General features: G+C 72.1%; 17 protein-coding genes. 8 read left to right on the forward strand and 9 right to left on the reverse strand.

Annotation, left to right across the window (positions count from 1 at the left end; genetic code table 11):
• Complete coding sequence (locus tag EJ357_RS19975) at positions 1-1563, forward strand: flavin monoamine oxidase family protein (protein WP_126392973.1); 1563 nt, start codon at positions 1-3, stop codon at positions 1561-1563.
• A gap of 44 nt (positions 1564-1607) precedes the next feature.
• On the opposite strand, the gene EJ357_RS19980 is transcribed toward EJ357_RS19975, so the two are convergent.
• The 4 genes from EJ357_RS19980 to EJ357_RS19995 are packed head-to-tail and all read right to left on the reverse strand — an operon-like array spanning position 1608 to position 9005.
• Positions 1608-5747: an SAV_2336 N-terminal domain-related protein gene (locus EJ357_RS19980; RefSeq protein WP_126392974.1), complete on the reverse strand. Its 4140-nt coding sequence runs from the start codon at positions 5745-5747 to the stop codon at positions 1608-1610.
• Positions 5744-6733, reverse strand: coding sequence for an AAA family ATPase (locus EJ357_RS19985; protein WP_126392975.1), 990 nt, complete (start codon positions 6731-6733; stop codon positions 5744-5746). Before EJ357_RS19985 ends, EJ357_RS19980 begins: the two co-directional genes overlap by 4 nt.
• Positions 6734-6748: 15 nt before the next feature.
• Positions 6749-8653: a VMAP-C domain-containing protein gene (locus EJ357_RS19990; RefSeq protein ID WP_126392976.1), complete on the reverse strand. Its 1905-nt coding sequence runs from the start codon at positions 8651-8653 to the stop codon at positions 6749-6751.
• Between the two features lie 34 nt (positions 8654-8687).
• Positions 8688-9005: a CU044_2847 family protein gene (locus EJ357_RS19995; protein WP_126392977.1), complete on the reverse strand. Its 318-nt coding sequence runs from the start codon at positions 9003-9005 to the stop codon at positions 8688-8690.
• A gap of 247 nt (positions 9006-9252) precedes the next feature.
• On the opposite strand from EJ357_RS19995, the gene EJ357_RS20000 reads away from it, so the two are divergent.
• Together EJ357_RS20000 and EJ357_RS20005 are read left to right on the forward strand one after the other, a co-directional pair.
• Positions 9253-11478 (forward strand): acetate--CoA ligase family protein, encoded by a 2226-nt coding sequence (locus EJ357_RS20000; RefSeq protein ID WP_126392978.1) that lies wholly within the window; start codon positions 9253-9255, stop codon positions 11476-11478.
• Between the two features lie 25 nt (positions 11479-11503).
• Positions 11504-12325 carry an enoyl-CoA hydratase/isomerase family protein gene (locus tag EJ357_RS20005; protein ID WP_228473105.1) on the forward strand — a complete coding sequence of 274 codons (822 nt, stop codon included), beginning with the start codon at positions 11504-11506 and terminating at the stop codon, positions 12323-12325.
• An 82-nt stretch (positions 12326-12407) separates the two neighbouring features.
• Here EJ357_RS20005 and EJ357_RS20010 read toward each other — a convergent pair whose 3' ends face one another.
• A complete protein-coding gene (locus EJ357_RS20010) occupies positions 12408-13388 on the reverse strand; it encodes a hypothetical protein (protein ID WP_228473106.1) in 981 nt (326 codons plus the stop codon).
• 81 nt (positions 13389-13469) lie between these two features.
• On the opposite strand from EJ357_RS20010, the gene EJ357_RS20015 reads away from it, so the two are divergent.
• A complete protein-coding gene (locus EJ357_RS20015) occupies positions 13470-14099 on the forward strand; it encodes a flavin reductase family protein (protein WP_228473184.1) in 630 nt (209 codons plus the stop codon).
• Positions 14100-14114: 15 nt separating this feature from the next.
• Here the strand turns inward: EJ357_RS20015 and EJ357_RS20020 are convergent, their stop codons facing one another.
• Entirely contained in the window at positions 14115-14549 is a 435-nt protein-coding gene (locus tag EJ357_RS20020) for a hypothetical protein (protein WP_126392980.1), read from the reverse strand.
• A gap of 317 nt (positions 14550-14866) precedes the next feature.
• Here EJ357_RS20020 and EJ357_RS20025 point away from each other — a divergent pair, with 317 nt between their 5' ends.
• Together EJ357_RS20025 and EJ357_RS20030 are read left to right on the forward strand one after the other, a co-directional pair.
• A complete protein-coding gene (locus EJ357_RS20025; RefSeq protein ID WP_126392981.1) occupies positions 14867-16021 on the forward strand; it encodes a TRM11 family SAM-dependent methyltransferase in 1155 nt (384 codons plus the stop codon).
• Between the two features lie 209 nt (positions 16022-16230).
• Positions 16231-16875: a hypothetical protein gene (locus tag EJ357_RS20030; protein ID WP_126392982.1), complete on the forward strand. Its 645-nt coding sequence runs from the start codon at positions 16231-16233 to the stop codon at positions 16873-16875.
• Between the two features lie 56 nt (positions 16876-16931).
• Here EJ357_RS20030 and EJ357_RS20035 read toward each other — a convergent pair whose 3' ends face one another.
• On the reverse strand, positions 16932-17702 hold the full coding sequence (locus EJ357_RS20035) for a TetR/AcrR family transcriptional regulator (protein WP_126392983.1): 771 nt from the start codon (positions 17700-17702) through the stop codon (positions 16932-16934).
• A gap of 102 nt (positions 17703-17804) precedes the next feature.
• On the opposite strand from EJ357_RS20035, the gene EJ357_RS20040 reads away from it, so the two are divergent.
• Positions 17805-18176: a VOC family protein gene (locus EJ357_RS20040; protein WP_126392984.1), complete on the forward strand. Its 372-nt coding sequence runs from the start codon at positions 17805-17807 to the stop codon at positions 18174-18176.
• A 43-nt stretch (positions 18177-18219) separates the two neighbouring features.
• Here EJ357_RS20040 and EJ357_RS20045 read toward each other — a convergent pair whose 3' ends face one another.
• Positions 18220-19524 (reverse strand): MFS transporter, encoded by a 1305-nt coding sequence (locus EJ357_RS20045; protein WP_126392985.1) that lies wholly within the window; start codon positions 19522-19524, stop codon positions 18220-18222.
• A gap of 72 nt (positions 19525-19596) precedes the next feature.
• Here EJ357_RS20045 and EJ357_RS20050 point away from each other — a divergent pair, with 72 nt between their 5' ends.
• Positions 19597-20670, forward strand: a complete 1074-nt coding sequence (locus EJ357_RS20050) for a GlxA family transcriptional regulator (protein ID WP_228473107.1) — start codon at positions 19597-19599, stop codon at positions 20668-20670.
• Here EJ357_RS20050 and EJ357_RS20055 read toward each other — a convergent pair.
• Positions 20578-21861 (reverse strand): MFS transporter, encoded by a 1284-nt coding sequence (locus tag EJ357_RS20055; RefSeq protein WP_126392986.1) that lies wholly within the window; start codon positions 21859-21861, stop codon positions 20578-20580. The two genes, EJ357_RS20050 and EJ357_RS20055, sit on opposite strands and share 93 nt — an antisense overlap.
• Between the last annotated feature and the right edge of the window lie 80 nt (positions 21862-21941).

Genomic DNA, 21941 nt, shown 5'->3' on the forward strand with positions numbered 1-21941 from the left:
GTGGCAAGCGAAAGACAGCTCCCCCGAACCTCCCGGCTCTCCCGAGCCCCCCGGCTCTCCCGCCGCTCCCTCCTGGGCAGCGCTGCCGCGGCCGCCGGCGCCGCGACCCTCACCGCGACCGGCGCCGGCACCGCCTCGGCCGCGGCCACCCTCCCCCACTCTCGGCTTCGCTCGAGCGGGGGGACCCCCACCGTCGACGTCGCGATCGTCGGCGCAGGCCTCGCCGGCCTCACCGCGGCCCGCGACCTGGTCGCCGCCGGAAAGTCGGTCGTCGTCCTGGAGGCCCGGGACCGGGTCGGCGGCCGGGTCCTCGGCCTGAACCTCGCGGGCGGCGGCGTCACCGAGGGCGGCGGTGAGTTCATCGGCCCCACCCAGGACCGCATCAAGGCCCTCGCCGACTCCCTCGGCGTACAGACCTTCGCGACCTACAACACCGGCAACAACCTCCTCTACAAGGACGGCAGGAAAACCCCCTACGCCACCGACGGCATCCTCGGCTCGGTCCCGCCCATCGACGCGGCCGGACTCGCCAACGCCGCGATCGTGCAGGCCACCCTCGACGACCTGGCCAAGCAGATCCCGGTCGACGCTCCCTGGACCGCCGCCAAGGCCGACGAATGGGACCGGCAGACCTTCGAGACCTGGCTGCGCGCCAACGCCGTGATCCCGTCGGCCAAGTTCCTCTTCGACGTGGCCTGCACGTCGATCTTCTCGGCCGAGCCCCGCGAACTCTCCTTCCTGTTCGTGCTCTTCTACATCGCCGCCGCCGGCAACGCCGCCAACCCCGGCACCCTGGAACGCCTCACCGAGACCGCGAACGGCGCCCAGGAACTGCGCTTCGTCGGCGGCTCCCAGCTGGTGCCGGTCAAACTCGCCGCGACGCTCGGCGACCGGGTGGTGCTCGGCGCCCCGGTGCGCACGATCGCCAGGTCCGGCGCCGAGTACGTCGTCACGGCCGACGGCGTCACCGTCACCGCCAAGAAGGTCGTCGTCGCCGTACCCCCGCCCCTCGCCGCCCGCATCACCTACGACCCGCTCCTCCCCGCCGCCCGCGACCAGCTCACCCAGCGCCTGCCCATGGCCTCGGTCGGCAAGGCGATCGCGATCTACGACACGCCCTTCTGGCGGGCCGACGGACTCAACGGCCAGGTCGTCAGCGACACCGGCGTCGTCAGCTCCACCTTCGACAACTCCCCGCCCGACGCCTCCTACGGCGCCCTGATGGGCTTCATCGAGGCCGACGAGGCCCGCAAGCTCGACGCGGCGAGCGAGGCGGAGGTCCGGGCCGCCGTGCTGAAGGACTACGCGACGTACTTCGGCGAGAAGGCGGCCTCCCCCACCTCCTTCGTCCTGCAGCGCTGGAACAACGAGGCCTACACCCGAGGCGGCCCCGTCTCCATCGCCGCCCCCGGCGCCCTGACCCAGTACGGCCCCGCCCTGCGCCGGCCCGTCGGCGGCATCCACTGGGCCGGTACGGAGACCTCCACCTACTGGATGGGGTTCATGGACGGGGCGGTGCGGTCGGGCGAGCGGGTGGCTGCGGAGGTGCTGGCGGTGCTGTGACGCCGTGATGCCGTGATGCGGGTGCGGGTGCGGGTGCGGTGATCTCAGCCGGGGGACGGCCAGGTCGGGGGAGGCTCCGGGACGTCTTCGGGGAGGAACTCGGCGCGGGAGGGACGGGAGGGATCGACCGGCGCGGCGCGGTGGTAGCGGGGGGCCTTGTACGTCTCCATCAGGTGGAGGAGACGGCGGACGGTGCGGGCGTTCTCGAAGCCGGACGGATCGGCGCGGCGGACGGCGTCCAACCAGGCTGCCGCGCGGGCCGGGACACCCGGAGCGAGCACGTAACCCCGCTCGGCGGCCATGCGCCGGAGGATCTCCACGAGGTCCTCGGTGTCGTGGTCCGGGAAGGACACGCGAGTGGCGAAGCGGGAGGCCAGCCCAGGGTTGGCGGCCATGAAGGCGTCCATCTCCTGCGGATATCCGGCGACGATCACACACAGGCGGCCCCGCCGGTTCTCCATCTCGCGCATCAGCGCGTCGATCGCCTCGGCTCCGAAGCCGCCGGCGCCTTCCCTGGGCGGCCCCAGGCTGTAGGCGTCGTCGATGAACAGCACGCCGTCCAGAGCGTTCTGCACCAGATGCTGCACCCGCTCCGCGGTCTGGCCCACATAAGCGGACACCAGGTCGGCAGGCGTCACCTCCACACAGTGCCTCCCGCGGAGAAGGCCGAGATCGTGGAACAGCCTCCCGACGAGCCGGGCCACCGTGGTCTTGCCCGTGCCGGGCGGCCCGGTGAACACCATGTGGGGCGGAGTGACTCCGCTGTCGTCCAAGACCTGCCGCATGCGCACTTGGACGGTCAGGTCCTCCAGGATCTCCCGGACCGGCTGCATGCCGACGAGGCCGTCGATTTCGGCGAGCACCGCGGACGGGTCGGGCACGGGGTGGGGCAGCTGGACGCGGTAGGCGTCGGGGATGTCGTCGGCGGTGACCGGTTCCTCCACGTCCCCTCCCGACCGGTCCGCCCAGCGGTTGACGACGGCATCAGCGAGGTCGCGCATGGCGCGGGCGTTGGTGAAGCCCTCGTCGCTCGTCCGCTGCATGGCCGTGACGACGAGCCGCAGCCCGTCCGCAGCCTCCTCTTCGAACCGCAGGCCACGCTCCTCGACGAGCCCTTCCAGGATCGTCATCAGGGTGTCCGGGTCGAGGTCGGGAAACTGGATGAAGTTCTCCGGCGGAAACCGTCCGGCGAGCCCTGGATTGGCCGCTAGGAGATCCCTCATCTTTTGCGGAGATCCGGCGAGGATCACGACCATGCCCCTGGGCATGGGCGGCATGTGACTGAACAGTGCGCTGGTCAGCTCGTCGCCGAACTGCCTGTGCTTGGAGGCGAGTTCGTGGACCTCGTCGATGAACAGGACGCCACCCCTGGCACGTTCGATCACGCCGTTCATCAATATGGCCGTCTCGCCGACATATTGGCCCACCAGGTCGCTCACCCGTGCCTCGACGACATGCCCGCTGTCGAGCAGGCCCAGGTCACGGCAGATCTCGCCGACCAGCCTCGCCGCGGTGGTCTTTCCGGTGCCGGGGTTGCCGATGAACACCAGATGGGGGTTCACCTGGTCGACGGCGCCCGGGAGACCGGCCACGCGGAGGTCCTCGGCCATCTCGGTCTGGGCCCTCAAGTGCTCCAGGAACTGCTTGATCCCACTGAGCCCCGGCAGGGCAGCCAGCCGCTCCCAGGCGCCACGCCGATCGCCCAGCGCCTCGGTCCGCTGCGCCTCGCGGGACGCGGTCAGTTCCTCCAGTTCGTCCAGGAACTGACGAGCCGTCGGGCGTCGGCGTGGATCCGTGTCGAGGCAGCGGCCGATCAGTGTCCGGAGGCCGCTCAGGTGGCTCGGCAATCGCGACAGAGCCCGAGGGGAGGGCGAGAGGATGCTGTCGCGGGTGGCCTCGTGAAGCACGATCGCCCCAAGCCCGTAGATGTCGAAGGACGGGTCCAGCGGCGCGTCCTGCGGGTATCCCTCGGGCGTCCGGTAGCCGGTGGCACGTTCGCGGTACTGCGGGTAGGGGTGGGGGCGCCCGTCGAACTGGGCGTAGACCCAGCTGATGAGCACCACCGTGTCGGGGACGACGAGTACGGCGTGCGGCGAGAGGTTGCCGTGCACGATGCCCGCCGTGTGCGCCCGGTCGAGGGCTTCGGCGAGTCTGCGGGCCAGCAGGGTCAGGGCGTGGAAGTCGTCCGCGGGGCCGTTGCTCGACCAGGGTCCGTGGATCAGGTTGGGCGCCGCGCGGCCGGTGACCGAGGTGACGTAGCCCATCGCCAGCCAGGTCGGTTCGACGTCCGGGTCGATGCCGAGAAGCGGCGGCGCGAACCGGCCGGCCATACGGCGCAGTGCCTCCGCCTCCACCCGCAGGAGCGCTTGGAGCACCGCGGGATCCAGCTCGGTGTAGCGCGGCTGGGTCTTCACCACGGCCCGGTTGCCGTCGGCGTCGATCCCGAGGTGCACGTCGGAGAAGTCCGCGATGGTGATGATGCCGCTCAGCCGGTACGGATTGTCCGCGCCGCGCGCAGCGGGGTCCGTGCGCACGGCGGAGTCCGTACGCACAGCGCGGTCCGCGTGGCCGGCGCGGTCCGCGTGGCCGACGCGCGGTGACGGAGCGCGTTCGGCGGGCGGCGCTGTCAGTCCGGCCCGGAGGAGGGCCTCTTCCCGCAGGAGCGCCCAGGGGAGCCCGTCGGCGGAGAGTTCCGCGTCGCCGGTGGGGTCGGGGAGCAGTCCTGAGACGCGTCCGGCCACGGCGCCTCCGCGTTCGACGAAGCGGGCGACTTCGCGGAGGATCTGGTCCACCTCGTGCGCGCGCAGCGACTCCAGGAGCGCCGCCCGCACGCCGGGCAGGAAGTCGTGCGGGGCGTCCGCCGGCGCGGTGGGGCCGTCCGTCGCCGTCGGGGTGATGAGTCCGCTGAACAGGACCTCGGCCAGCACGGTGGGCGGGGTCCCCGGCAGCATGGCCGCCTGTACGACCCGCATGATGGCCACGGTCAGCGGCACGGCCGACAGACAGGCCAGCAGTCTGAACGCCTGCGGCGTGGCGGTGGCGTGGAAGTCCTGCAGGCGCCGCTCCGGCGACCTGGCGTCGGTGACGGACTGTGTCGGCCGGGGGTCGGCGGCGAGGAGGGTGACCGCGGCGTCGGTGACCGGTGATCCGGCCCCGGCGACCAGCTGTGCCCAGGGCTTGAGCCACTGCGGACTCAGCTCCAGTACGGGGACGGGGATACTGCCCGCGGGCAGCTCGCGCTTGCCGCGCCGACGTCCGCTGTACACGAGATCCGTATTGGCCGCCGAGTTGGGTGCGCGACGCAGCCGGGCGGGGACGGCCGGCAGGGCGGTACGGCTCCAGAGACGTTCCGGCAGCGCCTGGAGTACGACGAGGGGCCCGGTCGCCGCCCACTGCCTCAGCGCCTCCCGGACGGCAGGGTTCTGCCAGCCGGGAGCCACACCGTCCGTGAGGACGAGCACCAGCCGGCGGCCCGACGGGTCGTGGATCTCGGACGTGCCCCGTATCCGGTCCGGGCGCGGGGCGGGGAGCGCGCTCAGTCCCGGTGAGCCGTCGGGTCGAGTGTGCAGGTAGCGCAGCCGTACGTCGCGGAAGGCGCCCAACTGGACGAGCAGGCGGTGCACTTCACGGGCCAGTGGGCTCCACAGCAGCAGGCCGGTCGGGTGGCCGTCCACCACGAGGACGGCGTCGAGCCAGCGTTCGGCCGACGGCCGCAGGACGGGCAGCAGGGCGCCCTTGCGATGCCGTACGGACCGCTGGGCCATGGATTCGAGGGTGGCCTCCTCGTCGAACTCGGCGACGCATGAGGAGGGGACCCGGCGCTTGAGCGGCCGAAGGGCGCGCAGCAGCTCCAGTTGGCGGGGAAGAAGCGGATCGGCGGCCAGCCGCACCGGTTTGGCGGCCGGCCGGGAGGCGTCGCCCGGTGTCGGGGCCGGCGCCGGAGCGTAGACGGGGACCTCCGGCGCGGCGACCGGGGCCGGCTGCTCCTCCGCGGGCTCCGGGAGGGTGTCGTCCGCCGTCTCGGCAGCAGGTGGCTGCGGGGAGTCGGTTTTTGGTACGTCCGCGGCGGCGGTGGAGGGGGCGGCGGGCAGCCGGGTCGCGAGCCAGAGGATCTCGGCGACCTCCCTCGGCGTGGGGTCCAGCCCGAGCCCCGCGAGGACGGACCGGAACGGCTCCACGCTCATCGGCGGTCCTGGTTGAGATATTGCAGGACGAGTTCGGCGACGTGGCCGCGGTCCGCCGCCGCCTCCCCGGCCGCGTGCCGGGCCAGGTAGACGGCCTGCAGGAGCTGGTCGGTGGCCAACTCGCCCTTGCTGCGCCGCTCGAGGAAGAGCGAGATGAGCGTCTCCGCGTGCGGGGCCGCCTCGCCCAGGTGGGCATGGACGATGGCGCGGAGGCGGTCGGGACCGGGCGCCGGAAGGTGCAGGCGCACACAGCGGCGCAGGAAGGCGGGCGGGAAGTCACGCTCTCCGTTGCTGGTGAGCACCACGAACGGGAACGCCCTGCACCGCACTCGGCCGGCCGTGACCGCCACCCGTGCCCCGTCGTCCGCGGGGCGCACCTCCGCGTGGGCGAAGGTGTCGGCCACGCGCGACAACTCGGGGATCTCGAAGAGACCCTCCTCGAAGACGTCCAGCAGGTCGTTGGGGAGATCGATGTCGCTCTTGTCGATCTCGTCCACGAGGAGGACCCGCGGCAGGGAGTAGGGCGCCATGGCGGTGCCGAGGGGCCCCAGCCGGAAGTACCGTCCGACGTCGGCGGGAGTGGCCGCGGACACCTTGTCGACCTCTTCGAGGCGGCCGATGGCGTCATAGCGGTAGAGGCCGTCCTTGAGGGTGCTCCGGCTGGTGATCGGCCAGCGCAGGACCGAGCCGAGCCGCAGTTCGTGGGCCACCGCGTAGGCCAGGCTGGACTTTCCCACTCCCGGATCGCCGGTGACGAGCAGCGGACGCCGCAGATACAGGGCGGTGTTGACCATTTCCACCGCGTGCCGGTCCACCTGGTAGGCGGCGGCCCGCAGCGGCCAGCGGGCGGAGAGGCCATAGTCGTGGTCCCGGTCGAAACGGGTCGGCTCGTCCGTGTAGAAGACACGCCAGGGCGGGGGCTCCGGCAGATCCGCGATGCCGTCGTGGGGTTCGCCGGTACCGCGGTAGACCAGCCAGTCACTCATCGGGCGTTCCTCTTCCTACGCGTAGCGCAACGGGGCTTCCGGGAGCCGCCGCTCGGGGTCGTCCCACAGCAGCACAAGGTCCTTGGCGTGGTGTCCGCCGGTCGAGCCGGCCGCGGCCTTTCCCCGGAGCTGCCTGACCCGTTCGGGCCACTGCGGAGGTTCGGTGGCCGCCACATCGGTGCGCAGGTCGGTGAAGAAGGCCTTGGCGGGGCAGGACCCGGCGTCCTCGGCGGTGGAGCAGTCGCGCGGGATCCGGTGCGGGCATCCGGAGTACGCGGAAGCCGAGCAGCGCTGTGGATCGGAGCGACGCCACAGGATCACCGGCACCCCCGACGCCAGCGCCACTTCCAGCACGGCTCCGGAGGACGGGATCCGCAAGGAGCCGGCGAGCACCAGCGCGGCCAGGGACGGCTCGGACTCGATCCACCCTTCGAGCATCTCCTGGTCGGCCTCGGCGTCGCAGGCGAGGGCCATCGCCGGTCCGCCCGACGCGGCCCCGGCCATGAACCGCTGCCAGCGGCTGCGCCAGTACTGGTGGAGTTCGTCGTCGTCGAACCGCTCCAGGTCGCGCAGCACCACCGGATGTTTGCGGCCCAGGCTGGACCAGGCCTTGCGCGCCCAGGGCTTCCACTCGTCGAAGTCCTGCTCCATGAGGTCCTGGGGGACGATCAGCTCCACCATCGCGGGGTCGCCGCCGGAGCGGCCCAGTATGGCCAGTTGCTCCGGAAGCAGGCTCCGCGCGTGCTCCAGTGCCTCCTGGAGGGGAAGCGCGTCCGACTCGGCGGCCGCGGGCGAGATGGCGTCCGGACCCGCGTAGCGCCACATCGCCACGTGGTAGCGGCTCGGATCGACCGCGGACGGCTTGAGGCGGATCATCACGGATCGCGGAACGCCGGAGCGGGTGCGCGGAGCCTTGAGCTCCCGGGCCAGCTCATGGCCGTCGAGGCCCAGTGACTCGACCCGCATCTCGATCCAGAAGCGGAGCCTTTCCGCGGCAGGACCGGACAACTCGCGGGCGACAGCCGCGGCATACAGCAGGGAGCCGGGCACCCGGCGCTCCGCGACCACGAACGCCTGCAACTCGCTGATGACGTCGCGGTGTTCGTGCAGCGGGAGCCGAGGCGGGGCCGCATAGCGTCCGGCCGCCTCGTGGAAGGCCGGCAGCAGGCTCTCCGGCGCGGGTGCGGAAACGGCGGCCAACAGGCCGAACAGGGTGCGCTGCGTGCGCGGCGGAAGGATCGCACGCCCACGGGGCGCGTCCTGGTGCGCCAGGGTGTCGGGCCAGCGCGGATCCGCCGCGTGATGGGCGTCATGGGCCCGCACCAGCGTCCGGTACGCGGTCGGGTCGAGGCAGCGCAACGCTCCCACGGGTGTGGCCAGACCACCCATGTCCGTGCTGTCCATGCGCGTGGCCTTCACCACCGCGCAGACTCCGCCGGCGCTCAGGTCGAGCACCGGCCCGCCCGACATGCCCGGGGTGACCTCGTCCTGCTTCAGCCGGAGCATCAGGCCGTCGTGGAAGTCCTGGTCGCCCTGATAGGTGAAGGTGGAGGTGACGATTTCCGGTTCGTAGGTGTACTTGTCGGAGTACCCGGCTGCGGTCAGCTGCTGGCCTCCCACGGGGATCTGGTCGTGCCACCAGGCGCACGGGTGGTCCTCGGGCGGGTCCTGGAGTTCCACGATGGCCAGGTCGGGATAGGGCCACAGGCCCTCGTCGTCGGGAGCGGGCGAAGCGGCCCGTACCGTGCCCCGCAGTTGGCGCCCCTGCCAGTACAGCTCGACGGCGCTTCCGGTGACCCCGGAGACATGGGCGCAGGTGACGACGTACCCGGGCGCTGCCAGGAATCCGCTCCCCGCCGTCCTCCCCCGCACCTGGACGAGGCAGTCCCGCGCGGATCTGATCAGCTGTGCCGATGACATGGACCGGTCTCCGGCTCGAGTCGACAGCGCCTCATCACTGCTGCGCCCCGCCCCCCGTCGGCCCGTTGCTCCACGTGAGGGTCACCTTGAGGGCAGCGGTGCCGCTCGTTCCGGCAAGGGCGGCGACCAGCCCTTCTTTCCCCAGGGACAGTTCCACCCCGAACTCCACGCTCACCTCGTCGGGGGCCGCCTGCGCCACGGCGTCGCGGACGTTGGCGGCCACCGACCGCAACGTCGTCTCGAACCCGCGCAGTGCCCGGGCTCCGCCGTCCAGGAGGCCGGAGTCCTGCGGCCCGCCGGGGGATTCGATCCGTGCCCAGATCTCCTGCCCGTCCGGAAGGCGCACTTCCACTAATCGCTGCATATCCCCCGTCCAGCCCTGTTCCGGCGTTCCCGGCTTCCACGATAAAGGTGTCGCACGGCGGCCCGCAGGGCATTCGACGGGCACCGGCAACAACTGCCCGACCGTGCACCGAACCCTCACAACGGTCCGGCGGAACAGTTGAATTCAGGCTCCGACCAGTTCCTGACTGTGCGTCAGTTCTGTAATCTGACACTGCGTCAGTTAATTGGCTGTCACACAGGAGCGGGGCGGACCGATGCTTGGATCAACCCACGGCACCCTCACCACCGACTCCCGCCGGGCCCGGGTCATCGCATGCGGCGAGCAGCCCGGACCCGCCGTCCACGGCCGGCCGGCCGAGGTCGACGATCTCGACGTCAGCGGCCGTCCCCTGTACTCCGACGTTCCCGATCTGGACCGCTTCTTCCGGCCGGAGTCGGTCGCCGTGATCGGCGCCTCGGACGCCGAGGGCCGGCCGAACACCGGTGTCACCCGCCAGCTGATCGCCTGGTCCGAGCGGGTCGGCGCCCGGCTCCACCCGGTGCATCCGAGCCGTCCGTCCGTCTTCGGCATCCCCTGCCGCCCTTCCGTCGCCGCCCTGCCCGAGCAGGTCGATCTCGCCGTACTGCTGGTCGCCGACCCCCTTCCGGTGATCGAGGAACTGGCCGAGGCCAAGGTGAAGTTCGCGGTCGTCTTCGCCTCCGGGTTCGCCGAGACCGGCGAGGAGGGCGCCGCCGCCCAGAACCGGCTCACCGCCGCCGTCGCGCGGTCCGGGATGCGGCTGCTGGGCCCCAACACCAACCTCAACGCCTTCGAGCGGTTCCGTGACGACCTGGACGGCCCCGCTATCGCCCTGATCACCCAGTCGGGCCATCAGGGCCGCCCCGTCTTCGCCCTCCAGGAGCTCGGTATCCGCCTCTCCCACTGGGCGCCCACCGGCAACGAGGCCGACCTGGAGACCGCCGACTTCATCTCCTACTTCGCCGAGCAGCCCGAGGTCGGCGCCATCGCCTGCTACGTGGAGGGCCTCAAGGACGGCCGTTCCTTCCTGCTCGCCGCCGACCGCGCCGCCCGCCGCGCAGTACCGGTCGTCGCCGTCAAGGTGGGCCGCACCGAGACCGGCGCCCGCACGGCCGCCTCACACACGGGCAAGCTGACCGGCGCGGACACGGTGGTGGACGCGGCGATGCGGCAGTACGGGGTGATCCGGGTCGACGGCCTGGACGAACTCCAGGACACCGCGGCCCTGTTGGCCCGCGCTCGCCCGCCCCGCGCAGACGGCGTGGTCGTCTATTCGATCTCGGGTGGCACGGGCGCGCACTTCGCGGATCTGGCGAGCGAGGCGGGCTTGAACCTGCCGGTGCTGTCGCAGGCCAGGCAGGCCGAGCTGCACCAGTGGATACCCGAGTACCTGAGCGTGGCCAACCCCGTGGACAACGGCGGCCATCCGGTCGGTGACCACCGTGGCCGGAAGATCATCGACGCCATCCTCGACGACCCCGCGGTGGGCGTGCTGATCTGCCCGATCACCGGGCCCTTCCCGCCCCTGAGCGACAGGCTCGTCCAGGATCTGGTGGACGCCGCCGAGCGGACGGACAAGCTGGTCTGCGTGGTGTGGGGGTCGCCGGTCGGCACCGAGCAGGCGTACCGCGAGGTCCTGCTCGGCTCCTCCCGCGTGGCCACCTTCCGCACGGTGGCGAACTGCATCACGGCCGTGCGCGCCTACCTCGACCACCACCGCTTCGTCACCGGCTACCGCTCCCCCTTCGACCGCGCACCGCGCACCCCGTCGCCTTCCTTCCGCAAGGCGCAGCCACTGATGCGCCCGGGTCAGCAGCTGAGCGAGCACGCGGCGAAGCAGCTGCTGCGGGCGTACGGGATCCGCGTCCCGCGCGAGCAGTTGGTGACCAGCGCCGCGGCGGCCGTACGGGCCGCCGGACAGGTCGGCTACCCCGTGGTCATGAAGGCGTCCGGCGCGCGGATCGCCCACAAGACCGAGCTGGGGCTGGTCAAGATCGGGCTGACCTCCGCCAGTCAGGTGCGCGACGCCTACCGGGAGCTGACCGACATCGCCCGCTACGAGGACGTCTCCCTGGACGGCGTCCTGGTCTGCCAGATGGTCGAGCGAGGCGTCGAGATGGTCGTCGGCGCCACGCACGACGAGCTGTTCGGACCGACCGTGACGGTCGGGCTCGGCGGGGTGCTCGTGGAGGTGCTGGGCGACGCCGCCGTACGTGTGCCGCCCTTCGGCGAGGAGCAGGCGCGGGACATGCTCGCCGAACTGCGCGGGCGGGCCCTCCTCGACGGGGTCAGGGGGCGCCCCCCGGCGGATCTCGACGCGCTCGTCGAGGTCGTCCTGCGCGTGCAGCGCATGGCCCTGGAACTGGAGGTCGACCTCGCGGAGCTCGACATCAACCCGCTGGTGGTGCTGCCCAGGGGGCAGGGCGCGGTGGCGCTGGACGCGTTGGTGGTGTGTCGCTGAGATGCCGGCCGACAATGAAATGAGCATGCCCGATTCCCCCCGTGTGCCCGGAAATTCCGTCGATTCCTTGGTACAGCAGGCCACTGACAATCAGGTCTGCCGCATCACCCTCAACCGCCCTGATGCCCTCAACGCCATCACCCCTGACCAGCGAGAACGCGTGATCCACCTGCTCGCCGACGCCTCCGCGGACCCGGACGTACGGGCCGTCGTGCTGACCGGAACGGGCCGGGGCTTCTGCGCGGGCGCGGATCTGCGCGGGACCACGACCGGCACGGAACGTCTCGCCGGCGACGTCGCCCGCACGATCCGGCTCGGCGCCCAGCGGCTGATCGCGGCCGTCCTGGACTGCGAGAAGCCGGTGATCGCCGCGGTGAACGGCACGGCGGCCGGGCTCGGCGCGCATCTCGCGTTCGCCTGCGACCTCGTACTGGCCGCGGAATCGGCGAAGTTCATCGAGGTGTTCGTCCGCCGCGGCCTCGTCCCCGACGGCGGCGGCGCCTATCTCCTGCCCCGCCTCATCGGCCCCCAGCGGGCGAAGGAGCTGATGTTCTTCGGCGACGCGCTCACCGCCGCGGACGCCGAGCGGCTCGGCCTCGTCAACCGCGTGGTCCCGGACGGCGAGTTGGGCAAGACGGCCCGCGAGTGGGCCGAGCGCCTCGCCACCGGCCCGACCCGCGCCCTCGCCCTCACCAAACAACTCGTCAACACCTCTCTCGACACCGACCGCACCACCGCCTTCGCGGCGGAGGCGACCGCGCAGGAGATCAACATGACGACGCAGGACGCGCGGGAAGGGGTGGCGAGCTTCGTGGAGCGCAGGAGCGCCGAGTACAAGGGGCGGTGAGGGCGAACGCTGAAGCGGAAGGACGGGGGCGCGGGGAGCGCGAACGCTGAAGCGGAAGGGCGGGCGCGGTGAGCGCGGGAGCTCAGCCCCGCACGAGGATCCACACCTCACCCGCGTCCGGGTCACCGAACCGGGCGAAGAGCTCGGGCTCGCGCTCGCTTCCGCCGATCATCCAGTACGTGCCCTGCCCGCATCCGTCGTCGAGTCGTACGACCACGGCGTCGCGACCACCCTCTTCGCCGGGCGACCAACGGCCTGCCCCCTCGCACACGGCGTAGGGCGGGTCGGCGGACCAGTCGCCGGACTCGGTGGGCAGCCCGGTGAGTTCGGCCCTGCCGCCCGGGTCCAGTCGCAGCACCGCCCCCTCCGTGCCCCGCCAGACCCCTGCGAGTTGCCGGGCGGACAGCACAGGGGGCTCGTAGCCGAGGACCCCCGTGACCGTGCCCAGCATGCCGCCGACGACGACCAGCAGGAACAGGGCGGTGCAGGCGGAGAGGGAGGGCGCCCATACACCCCAGAAACCCCGCGCCCGCCCGGTGATCCGCGTGAGCCTGCGGAAATACGCGAGGCCCAGGACGGGCAGCACGCCGAGGGCCGCGAGGATCAGTGCCGTGCTGGTGAACGGCATGTCCCACAGCACGGCGGCGAGTCCCGCCCCCAACGCGCCGAGCGCCACGACGGACACCAGGTGCCAGGCCCACACGGGCCCGCGTACATGACGGGCGGCGAGGCGCGCGAGGTGGTCCGCCGGGACGATGTGGACGACCGCGTGCGCGAGGGCGACGAACGGCAGCGCCAGCACCGCCATGCCGAGCAGGAAGACCGCGGCGATGACGACGTAAGGGCCAAATGGACCGGCGGCGTAGTCGTCGTAGCCCACGTAGGTCCCGATCCACCAGATCAGAGCGGCCGCCGGCAACTGGGCCGCGCACACCGCGGCCGCGGCGTTCACCTGGAAGAACGCCCTGATCGCAGCGCCCGGTATGCCACCCGGCCCGCCGCCCGGTCTGCCACCGGGCGGGTCGTCGCCCGCGCCGCCCTGCCCCATGTCGTCCCACCCCATACGCGGAGCGTACGCGCGCATGCCCCGCGCCTCGCACACCCCTTCCGATCTGACACTCCGTCAGCTTCAATGGGTGGCGTGATGGGACACGCAGGGATGGCGGCCGCCGCCGTCCGCTACCTCAGGTCGGTCGAGGCAGCCCCCGAACGGGAGCCCGTGGAAGTGCTGCCGCGCCCTGATCTGCGGTGCGTCGGCGAGGACGAGCGGGCGCCCGTCGGGCAGGCCGAGTTCCGGCGTGTGCTGGGGAACTTCGCGACGGGCGTCGCCGTTGTCACGGCACCGGCCCCCGCCGGTGCCCCCCACACCCCGGCCGGCTTCGCCTGCCAGTCCTTCTCCGCCCTCTCCCTCGACCCGCCCCTGGTCGCCTTCATGGTCGGCCGTACGTCGACGACCTGGCCGCGCATCGCGCGCGCGGGCGTCTTCTGCGTGAACGTCCTGAGTGCCGGCCAGGGCGAGCTGTGCCGTGGCTTCGCGGTGAGCGGCGCGGACAAGTTCGCGGGGGTGGCGTACGACGCGGCTCCCGCGTCCGGCTCCCCCCGCCTCGCGGGCACGCTCGCGTGGATCGACTGCACGATCCACGCGGTGCACACCGGGGGCGACCATCTGATCGTGGTGGGCCGGGTGGACGCCCTGGGCGCGAGCGACGGGGACGAGGCACCGTTGCTGTTCCACAAGGGGCGGTTCCTCCAAGACGTCCCCGGGAGGGCTTGACCGGGGCCACAGGAGTCAGGAGCGGCCACGGGCCTGCCGACGCCGTTCCTCCGCGTCTTCCTCGGCGCGCACCTGCCGACCGGCTCGAAGCAGCCCCACGGCGACGGAGACGGACAGCACCACGACCCCGATCCACACCCATGCGGGATCCGAGCCGTGGGCGATCCACGCGAGCAGCACCAGCACCACCGCGGCCTGCGCGGTGCACTTGAGGGCGGACAGCGCACGGCTGGCGGGAGGGTACGTGGAGAACACCAGGAGGGCGCACGGGTAGGTCAGAGCGGTCACCACGCATATGGCCTGCCAAGGCCAGTCACCGCTGTCGTACACCGTGTCCATCCGCAGCGCCACGGCGACCAGGTCCGCGGTCAGCAGCGCCCAGAACGCGAAGGCGCGCCACCTGATCGAGGAATCGGTCTCCCGGCCGGACTCGTCCCAGACCCTCGGCATGCGACCACCTCACCCCACCCGCCGACAGAACCAATGCGTCGGCACCCGGCCGAACTCCCGTCCCGCACATGCTCGAACCGCCCTCACGGGAGGGGTCCCGGCACGGCCCCGTCACCAGGCGCACTGATACGCTCCCGGGCCATGACGTACTTCTTCCCCCTCCGCTAGCCGCTCCGTCGGCAGGACGCGGATCAACCCGGCGCCGATGATGCGGGACGGTCGTCCACCGTCCCGGGCTGCGACGTGGGAGAAGACAGGATCATGCGCACACGGCGCGTGTTCGTTCAGCACCCCCGTCCCGGCACGCCGACCGTCTCGTGACGGCGGCGCGCCTGGTGGCGCGGTGCGTACGCGGGCTGGAGCCCGCACTCGGCACGGAAATACTGCGGACAGGGTCCGCGACCGTCGACTGGATCGGCCACCGCGAGGTGGGCTTCCGGACGGGGAACAGAATCGGGACCGGAACCGGGACCGGGACCGGCGACGACGGCCGTGACAGCCGCGGCGACGCCGTACGGCTACGGACCGCCGACGACGTCTTCCTCCTGGCCCGCCGCCAAGCCGACGTCGGTCCGCACAAGGGCGACCTGGTCGCCCTGGCCGAACTGGCCCGTGCCGTCGACCTGGAGGGCCTGGCACGGGAACGGCGGGCACACGGCGGTCCGGCGGCCGGGTTCGGCGGGATCGAGATCTCGGCGTCCTTCCTGGGGCGGCGAACGTACAACCGCTACGACATCGAGGACGCCGTCGGCCAGGTGCTCGCCGCGCGCGCCGGTGTGCCGTACCACGCGCGCCGGCACGGCGAGCCCGCGCCGCCCGGCCACAGTGGGTGGCGGCTGACCATGGACGGCACCCACGCCACCCTGCTGCTGCGGCTGGGGCGGCGCCCGGCACACCGGCGCGCCTACAAGAACACGACCGTTCCGGGCACGCTGCACCCGCCGGTCGCCGCCGCCATGGCCCAGGCCGCCGAACTGCGTCCGGGCCAGCGGGTGCTGGATCCGTGCTGTGGCGCGGGGACGCTGCTCATAGAGGCCCACCACATGGTGCCGGGCACCACACTGCTCGGGTTCGATCTCGATCCGGCCGCGCGCCGGGCGGCGCGGCGGAACGCCGGGCCGCTCCCGGTCGCCGTCGAGCACGGCGACGCCGGCTCCCTCCCTGTCGCCGACCGCAGCATCGACCGCGTCCTGTGCAACCCGCCCTGGGGAGAACAGGTCGACGCGGGCGGACGTCTCGCCGGGCACCCGGAGCGCTGGTGGCGCGAACTCGCCCGTGTCCTCACCGACGAGGGGCGCGCGATCGTACTGCTGCCCGAGGCAAGCGGCCTGGGCCACGCCCTGACGCTCGGCCTGACCCCCGTCCACGTACAGCAACTGAGCCTGTTCGGCAGCCGCCCGCTGCTGGTCCGTCTCGAACGCCAACGCGACCGGCGGCGTTCTCGAGCCCGGCAGAAAGCGGAGGTGGGTTAGCGCGTCCTTTTCGGGTCACCTCGCAGCCGGATGAGGACGGCTGCTAGGGATGGCGTTCGTGCGTCGGCGAGCGTTCGTCCCTGATGCCTGTGCGGCGTTCACCGGTTGTCGCGCACTGGGCCGTCCGGCAACCGGGCCCCGCCCCAGGGCCGTTCGGCCCGTGAGAGCCTTTCGTTGATCGTGATCGGTGTCGAGCCCGGAGAACGCGCGTGACCATCAACAGGCCGGGGCTGCCCGGGGATCTGCCGTCGGCGGAGGTGCTGTGGGCGCGCTGGGCGCTCATCGCCGTGCTGGAGGCCACCACGGCCGACGAGGAGGCAGGCCCTCATCGCACGGGAACCTGGGTGGACGACGGGGGGCTCCATCTGGACGACGCCGGCTGCACGTGGTGGGGCTTCGCACAGCGGGGCGAGGGGCGCTACGTGCTCTTCGGCGAGGACGAGTCCAGCGGCGCCAAGTGGCACAAGCCGCCGGTCGACATGCTCGCCGGCGCCCCCGACTGGCTCCCCCACGAGGAGTTGCGGGACCTGCTGAAGGGCTGGCAACTGGGCTGTGTCTACTGGTACGAGAAAGGCACCTGGGCCCGGGCCCCGTACCCGGCGACCCTGGACGACGACGGGCTCGACTGCGGTATGAGCCGCTTCGTCGACAGGAAGGAGGTGCTGTGGACGGTCGGCGACGAGGACCACGGCGCCCTGCCGGACCACGACGCCGAGACACTGCTGGGCCACGCCGAGGGCTACCGGCTGACGCCGGACCTCCTGATGTCCCTCGTCACTGAGCCCGACTGGCGGGAACTGGACCGGCCCGCCATGACCAGGGCACTGGAACGCGTGGGCCTGAACCGGGCGTAGGCACGCCGGGTCCTCGTCCCCCCGGCGGGGCGGTGGCCGCATCTGTCGGACCGCGGCTATCGGGAACGGCTCTCGACGAGGTGGGTGAGGCCGTCCAGGACGCGCTGCAGCCCGAAGTTGAAGGCGTATTCGGGGTTGTACACGCCCTGGTGAGCTTCGCCCGCGGCCCTTCCGACCCGGGCCGCGAGGGGGAACCGGGCAGGATCGAAGACCCTGGCCAGAAGGGGCGCGTTGGCGGCCCACCACTGCTCGTCGGACATGGCGCTGTCGCGGGTGGCGGCCTGGTTGTCGAGGTCGGCGCGGGCGACGGACTGGACGAAGCCGAGCAGGAACGTGAGGGCCGCGTCCATCTCGACGTCGTCGAGCCCGAGGCCGTCGAACGCGGCCAGTTCGTGTTCGTACTTGGCCATGAGCCCGGGGCCGAGCGGCGGGCGCGTGGTGGGCAGGGTCGCCACCCAGGGGTGGCGCCGGTACAGGTCGCGGTTCTCACGCGCGACGGCCTCCACCCTCGTCCCCCACGGGGCGGCCGTGTGATCGGCACGCGGCATCTGCAGATAGGCGGCGTCCAGCATGAGGTCGAGCAACTCCGCCTTGCCCGGGACGTATGTGTAGATCGTCATCGGCGTGACGCCCAGCTGCTGGGCGACGCTGCGCATGGTCAGGGCGTCCAGCCCACCGGAGTCGGCGAGTTCGATGGCGGCCTGGACGACGGCGTCGACCGTCAAGCCCTGCTTGGGGCCACGCCGCGGGCCACCCTTTCCGGGCTCGCGCCACAGCAGTTCCAGAGTGCGAGCGGGGTCGGCCGCACCGCTTCGTTCCTTGGCCATGCGCTCCATCTTCCCCTGAGGTCCGCCAACCCCACGCCCTAAACTCCGTACTATGTATAATGTACGGCATACAGAGATTGCTCTCGAGCTCCAGGAGAAGCCATGAAGATCACTTCCAGCGCCGTCTCCCTGACCGTCGACGACGTGCCCGCCTCCGCCGCATTCCTGACCAGGCACTTCGGCTTCCGGGAGGCCATGGCCGCCGAAGGCTTCGCGTCCCTGGTCCACGAGGACGCCGTCAACGTGATCTTTCTGCAGCGCGGCATCGAGGTGCTGCCCGAGGGGGTCAGGGACCAGCACGCCGCGGGCGTGATCACCGCGTTCACCGTCGCCGACCTGGACGCCGAATACGAGCGGCTGCGGAGCGAAGGCGTCTCCATCACCATGCCGCTGCGCGAGGAGCCGTGGGGCGAGCGCCTCTTCCAGGTCACCGACCCGAACGGCGTGATCCTCCAGCTCGTCGCCTGGGCCTGATCGGCCCGGGCCCAGATACCGGCACCAGCACCGGCCCCGGAACTCAGGCCGCGGCCACACCGTCCGCCGTACGCCGCCGGATCACCAGCACCATCAGCGTCGCCGCCGCGCACAGCGCCCCCGACGAGTACCAGACCATGTCGTACGTCCCGAAGACGTCCCGCGCGACCCCGCCGAGGAAGGCCACCAGCGCGGCGCCGACCTGATGGGAGGCGAGGACCCAGCCGAAGACGATCGCGCTGTCGTCGCCGTACTGCTCCCGGCACAGGGCGACCGTGGGCGGGACGGTGGCGACCCAGTCGAGGCCGTAGAAGACGATGAAGAAGATCATCGGCGGATGGACGCTCGGGGCCATCAGCATCGGCAGGAACAGCAACGAGATCCCGCGCAGCGCGTAGTACACCGCGAGCAGCCGGCGCGCCTCGAAGCGGTCGGTGAGCCAGCCGGAGGCGATCGTGCCGACCACGTCGAACACGCCGATGACCGCGAGCAGCGAGGCGGCGGCCTGGATCGGCATGTGGTGGTCCTGGGCGGCGGGCACGAAGTGGGTCTGGATCAGGCCGTTGGTGGAGGCGCCGCAGATCGCGAAGGAGCCGGCCAGCAGCCAGAAGGGGCCGGTGCGGGCCGCCGAGAAAAGCACCGTGACCGCCCGGCGCGCGGCGCCCGGCACGGGCGGCGGCTTGGGCACGAACTCCTTCGCGCCGTACGGCTTCAGGCCGACGTCGGCCGGATGGTCGCGCAGCAGCAGCCAGACGAAGGGGACGACCGCGAGGGCGGCCAGGGCCACCGTCACCGCGGCCGGGCGCCAGTCGTGCTCGTCCACCAGCCAGGACAGCACGGGCAGGAAGATCAACTGACCGGAGGCCGAGGCCGCGGTGAGGATGCCGGTGACCAGGCCGCGCCGCTCGGTGAACCAGCGGTTGGTGACCGTCGCGGCGAAGGCCAGCGCCATCGAACCGGTGCCGAGGCCCACCAGCAGACCCCAGCACAGCAGCAGTTGCCAGGCCGCCGTCATCCAGTACGTCAGGCCCGAGCCGAGCGCGATCACGCTGAGCGCGACGGCGACCACACGCCGGATGCCGAAGCGGTCCATCAGGGCGGCGGCGAACGGGGCGGTGAGCCCGTACAGCGCGAGGTTGATCGACACCGCGGCGCTGATCGTGCCGCGTGACCAGCCGAACTCCTGGTGCAGCGGGTCGATGAGCAGGCCCGGCAGGGAGCGGAAGGCGGCGGCGCCGATGATCGTGACGAAGGCGACGGCGGCGACGAACCACGCACGGTGGATGCGGTGCCTTCTGATCGGCCGGGTGTCCTCTGCGGCCGCTGCCGTCTCGGTTGTCTGGGTCACGACATAGAGCTTCAGGCCTGCGATCGGTCCGCAACGAGTGGCCGGGAGGACAGCATTCGTTAGGATCGGGCCATGGATACGGCCACCAGCGCGGCGCCCGCCCGGCAGGAACACGCTCGGCAGGAACACGCTCGGCAGGACCCCTTTCGCCCGCACCGCGTCGTCGTGCTCGCTCTCGACGGCGCCCTCCCCTTCGAACTGGGCATCCCGCACCGCATCTTCGGCCGCCCCAGGGACGCCCGGGGCCGGCGTCTGTACGAGGTCGTCACCTGCTCGATCCGGCCGCCGGGCCCGGTGCAGACGGACGCCGACTTCGCCATCCAGGTCGAGCACGGCCCGGAGGCGCTGGCCACCGCGGACACCGTCGTCGTCCCGGCGTCGTACGAACTCGGCCCGGTCTTCGAGCAGGGAGTCCTCACCGACGACCTGGCCGCCGCCCTCGCCCACATCCGCCCCGGCACCCGGCTCACCTCCATCTGCACGGGCGTGTACGTCCTCGCCGCCGCCGGCTACCTGGACGGCCGTCCCGCCACGACGCACTGGGCCGACGCCGAGCGCTTCCAGGAGCTGTTCCCGAAGATCGAGGTCGACCCGGACGTCCTGTTCATCGACGACGGCGACGTCCTCACCTCGGCCGGCGTCGCGGCCGGGATCGACCTGTGTCTGCACATCGTCCGCCGCGACCACGGCACGGCGATCGCCAACGAAGTGGCCCGCCGCACCGTCGTACCGCCCCACCGGGACGGCGGCCAGGCCCAGTACATCCACCGGCCGGTCCCCGACCCGCAGCAGGCGTCCACGACCACGGCCCGCGCCTGGGCCCTCGGCCGGCTCCACGAGCCGATCCAGCTGCGCGACATGGCGGACCAGGAGTCCATGTCCGTACGGACCTTCACGCGCCGCTTCCGCGAGGAGGTCGGCGTCAGCCCCGGCCAGTGGCTCACCCAGCAGCGGGTGGAACGCGCCCGGCACCTGCTGGAGTCCACCGACCTCTCCGTCGACCAAGTCGCCCGGGACGCCGGCTTCGGCACGGCCCAGTCGATGCGACAGCACCTACAGACGGCGCTCGGTGTCACACCCACCAGCTATCGGCGCACCTTCCGCGCCGGGAGCCGTGACGACGTCCGGGCCCACGGCGGCACTTGAGGTGTCTGCCCTTGAGGCGTCTGTCCTCGAGGCGTCCCTGCGGGCCTCTCCCCACCAGCCGAGCACGGTCAGCACCAGCGTCAGCTGCACTCCGGCCAGGATGGCCGTGGACGGCGTCACCACCTGGAGCAGGCCGCCCGCGAGGGAACCCGTCGCCGCGTAGCCCGCGCCCGCGGCCGCGTACAGCACGGAGTACCCGGCGGCCAGGGCGCTCGGCGGCAACGCCTCACGCAGGGACAGGTTGCGGGTGATCAGCGCGCCCGACTGGAGCATGCCGGCCAGGACGAGGGCGATCGCGATCCCGGCCGCGCCCGGTATCAGCGCGGCGAGGGACACGAAGACCGACATCCCGCACATCAGCACCACACTGCGCGCGCGGAGCCGCCCCGGCCACGATCTCAGGCCGTACAGGAACGCCCCGAGCCCCGCCCCGAGGGCCATGCCCGCCAGCATCGGGCCGGACCAGCCCACGCCGATGCCGCGCTGTTCGAGCAGGGCGGGCAGGGTGAGTTCGGACAGGCCCAGCAAGGTGATGCTGGCCGCGCCCGTGACGTACACCGGCCAGGCGCGTATCAGCACGCGAGTCCTGGCCCGGCCCGCCTCCCCCTCCTGCTCCCCGTTCGACCAGCCGGCCGGCAGCGCCAGCTGGCCCACGATCGACGACGCCATCAGCACGCCCGCGAGCAGCAGTGGCACACGTGGCGCCACCCCGAGGGCGAGGCCGGCCACCGCGACCGGGGAGACGGCCCACACGCCGGACATCAGCATCGACTCGGCCGACAGCGCCTGCGCCACGGCGCGCTCCGGGACCAGCGAGGTCAGCAGCGCCCGCTGACCACCGGCGGTCGCGGCCGGCGCCCCACCGGCCAGGAACGCGAACGCCCCCAGCACCAGGGGGTGCGCCCCGGCCAGCACCCCGAGCCCCGCGAACCCCACCGTCCCGCCCGCGAGCCCGGCGACCAGATGGCGCCGGCCGCGCGCCGGGTCCAGCCGCATCCCGAGGACCGGGGCGGCGATGATCTCGCCGAGCACATAGGCGGCCGCGAGCGTCGCCCCCAGCGTGTAGCCGCCGGGCCGCTCCCGCACCAGGAACACCAGAGCCAACGGCGTCATGGCGACCGGCATACGAGAGGCGACGGCGGTGCAGGCCCAGATCAGGACCTGCTTGGAGGCGACGTCTCGATAGGTCATGGAGATGAAGGTAAGCGCCCTCACTGACAACCCGGCAGTTGTTTTCCGGGCCTGTGGAAAACGGCGCCGGACCACCTCGC

The sequence above is a fragment of the Streptomyces cyaneochromogenes genome (assembly GCF_003963535.1).
Lineage (GTDB): Bacteria > Actinomycetota > Actinomycetes > Streptomycetales > Streptomycetaceae > Streptomyces > Streptomyces shaanxiensis.

What these genes read in the sequence shown, in the direction of transcription:
- EJ357_RS19980 (WP_126392974.1), bottom strand. Translation starts at nt 5,747, where the DNA reads ATGAGCGTGGAGCCGTTCCGGTCCGTCCTCGCGGGGCTCGGGCTGGAC.
- EJ357_RS19985 (WP_126392975.1), bottom strand. Translation starts at nt 6,733, where the DNA reads ATGAGTGACTGGCTGGTCTACCGCGGTACCGGCGAACCCCACGACGGC.
- EJ357_RS19990 (WP_126392976.1), bottom strand. Translation starts at nt 8,653, where the DNA reads ATGTCATCGGCACAGCTGATCAGATCCGCGCGGGACTGCCTCGTCCAG.
- EJ357_RS20000 (WP_126392978.1), top strand. Translation starts at nt 9,253, where the DNA reads ATGCTTGGATCAACCCACGGCACCCTCACCACCGACTCCCGCCGGGCC.
- EJ357_RS20005 (WP_228473105.1), top strand. Translation starts at nt 11,504, where the DNA reads ATGCCCGATTCCCCCCGTGTGCCCGGAAATTCCGTCGATTCCTTGGTA.
- EJ357_RS20010 (WP_228473106.1), bottom strand. Translation starts at nt 13,388, where the DNA reads ATGGGGTGGGACGACATGGGGCAGGGCGGCGCGGGCGACGACCCGCCC.
- EJ357_RS20015 (WP_228473184.1), top strand. Translation starts at nt 13,470, where the DNA reads ATGGGACACGCAGGGATGGCGGCCGCCGCCGTCCGCTACCTCAGGTCG.
- EJ357_RS20020 (WP_126392980.1), bottom strand. Translation starts at nt 14,549, where the DNA reads ATGCCGAGGGTCTGGGACGAGTCCGGCCGGGAGACCGATTCCTCGATC.
- EJ357_RS20035 (WP_126392983.1), bottom strand. Translation starts at nt 17,702, where the DNA reads ATGGCCAAGGAACGAAGCGGTGCGGCCGACCCCGCTCGCACTCTGGAA.
- EJ357_RS20040 (WP_126392984.1), top strand. Translation starts at nt 17,805, where the DNA reads ATGAAGATCACTTCCAGCGCCGTCTCCCTGACCGTCGACGACGTGCCC.
- EJ357_RS20050 (WP_228473107.1), top strand. Translation starts at nt 19,597, where the DNA reads ATGGATACGGCCACCAGCGCGGCGCCCGCCCGGCAGGAACACGCTCGG.
- EJ357_RS20055 (WP_126392986.1), bottom strand. Translation starts at nt 21,861, where the DNA reads ATGACCTATCGAGACGTCGCCTCCAAGCAGGTCCTGATCTGGGCCTGC.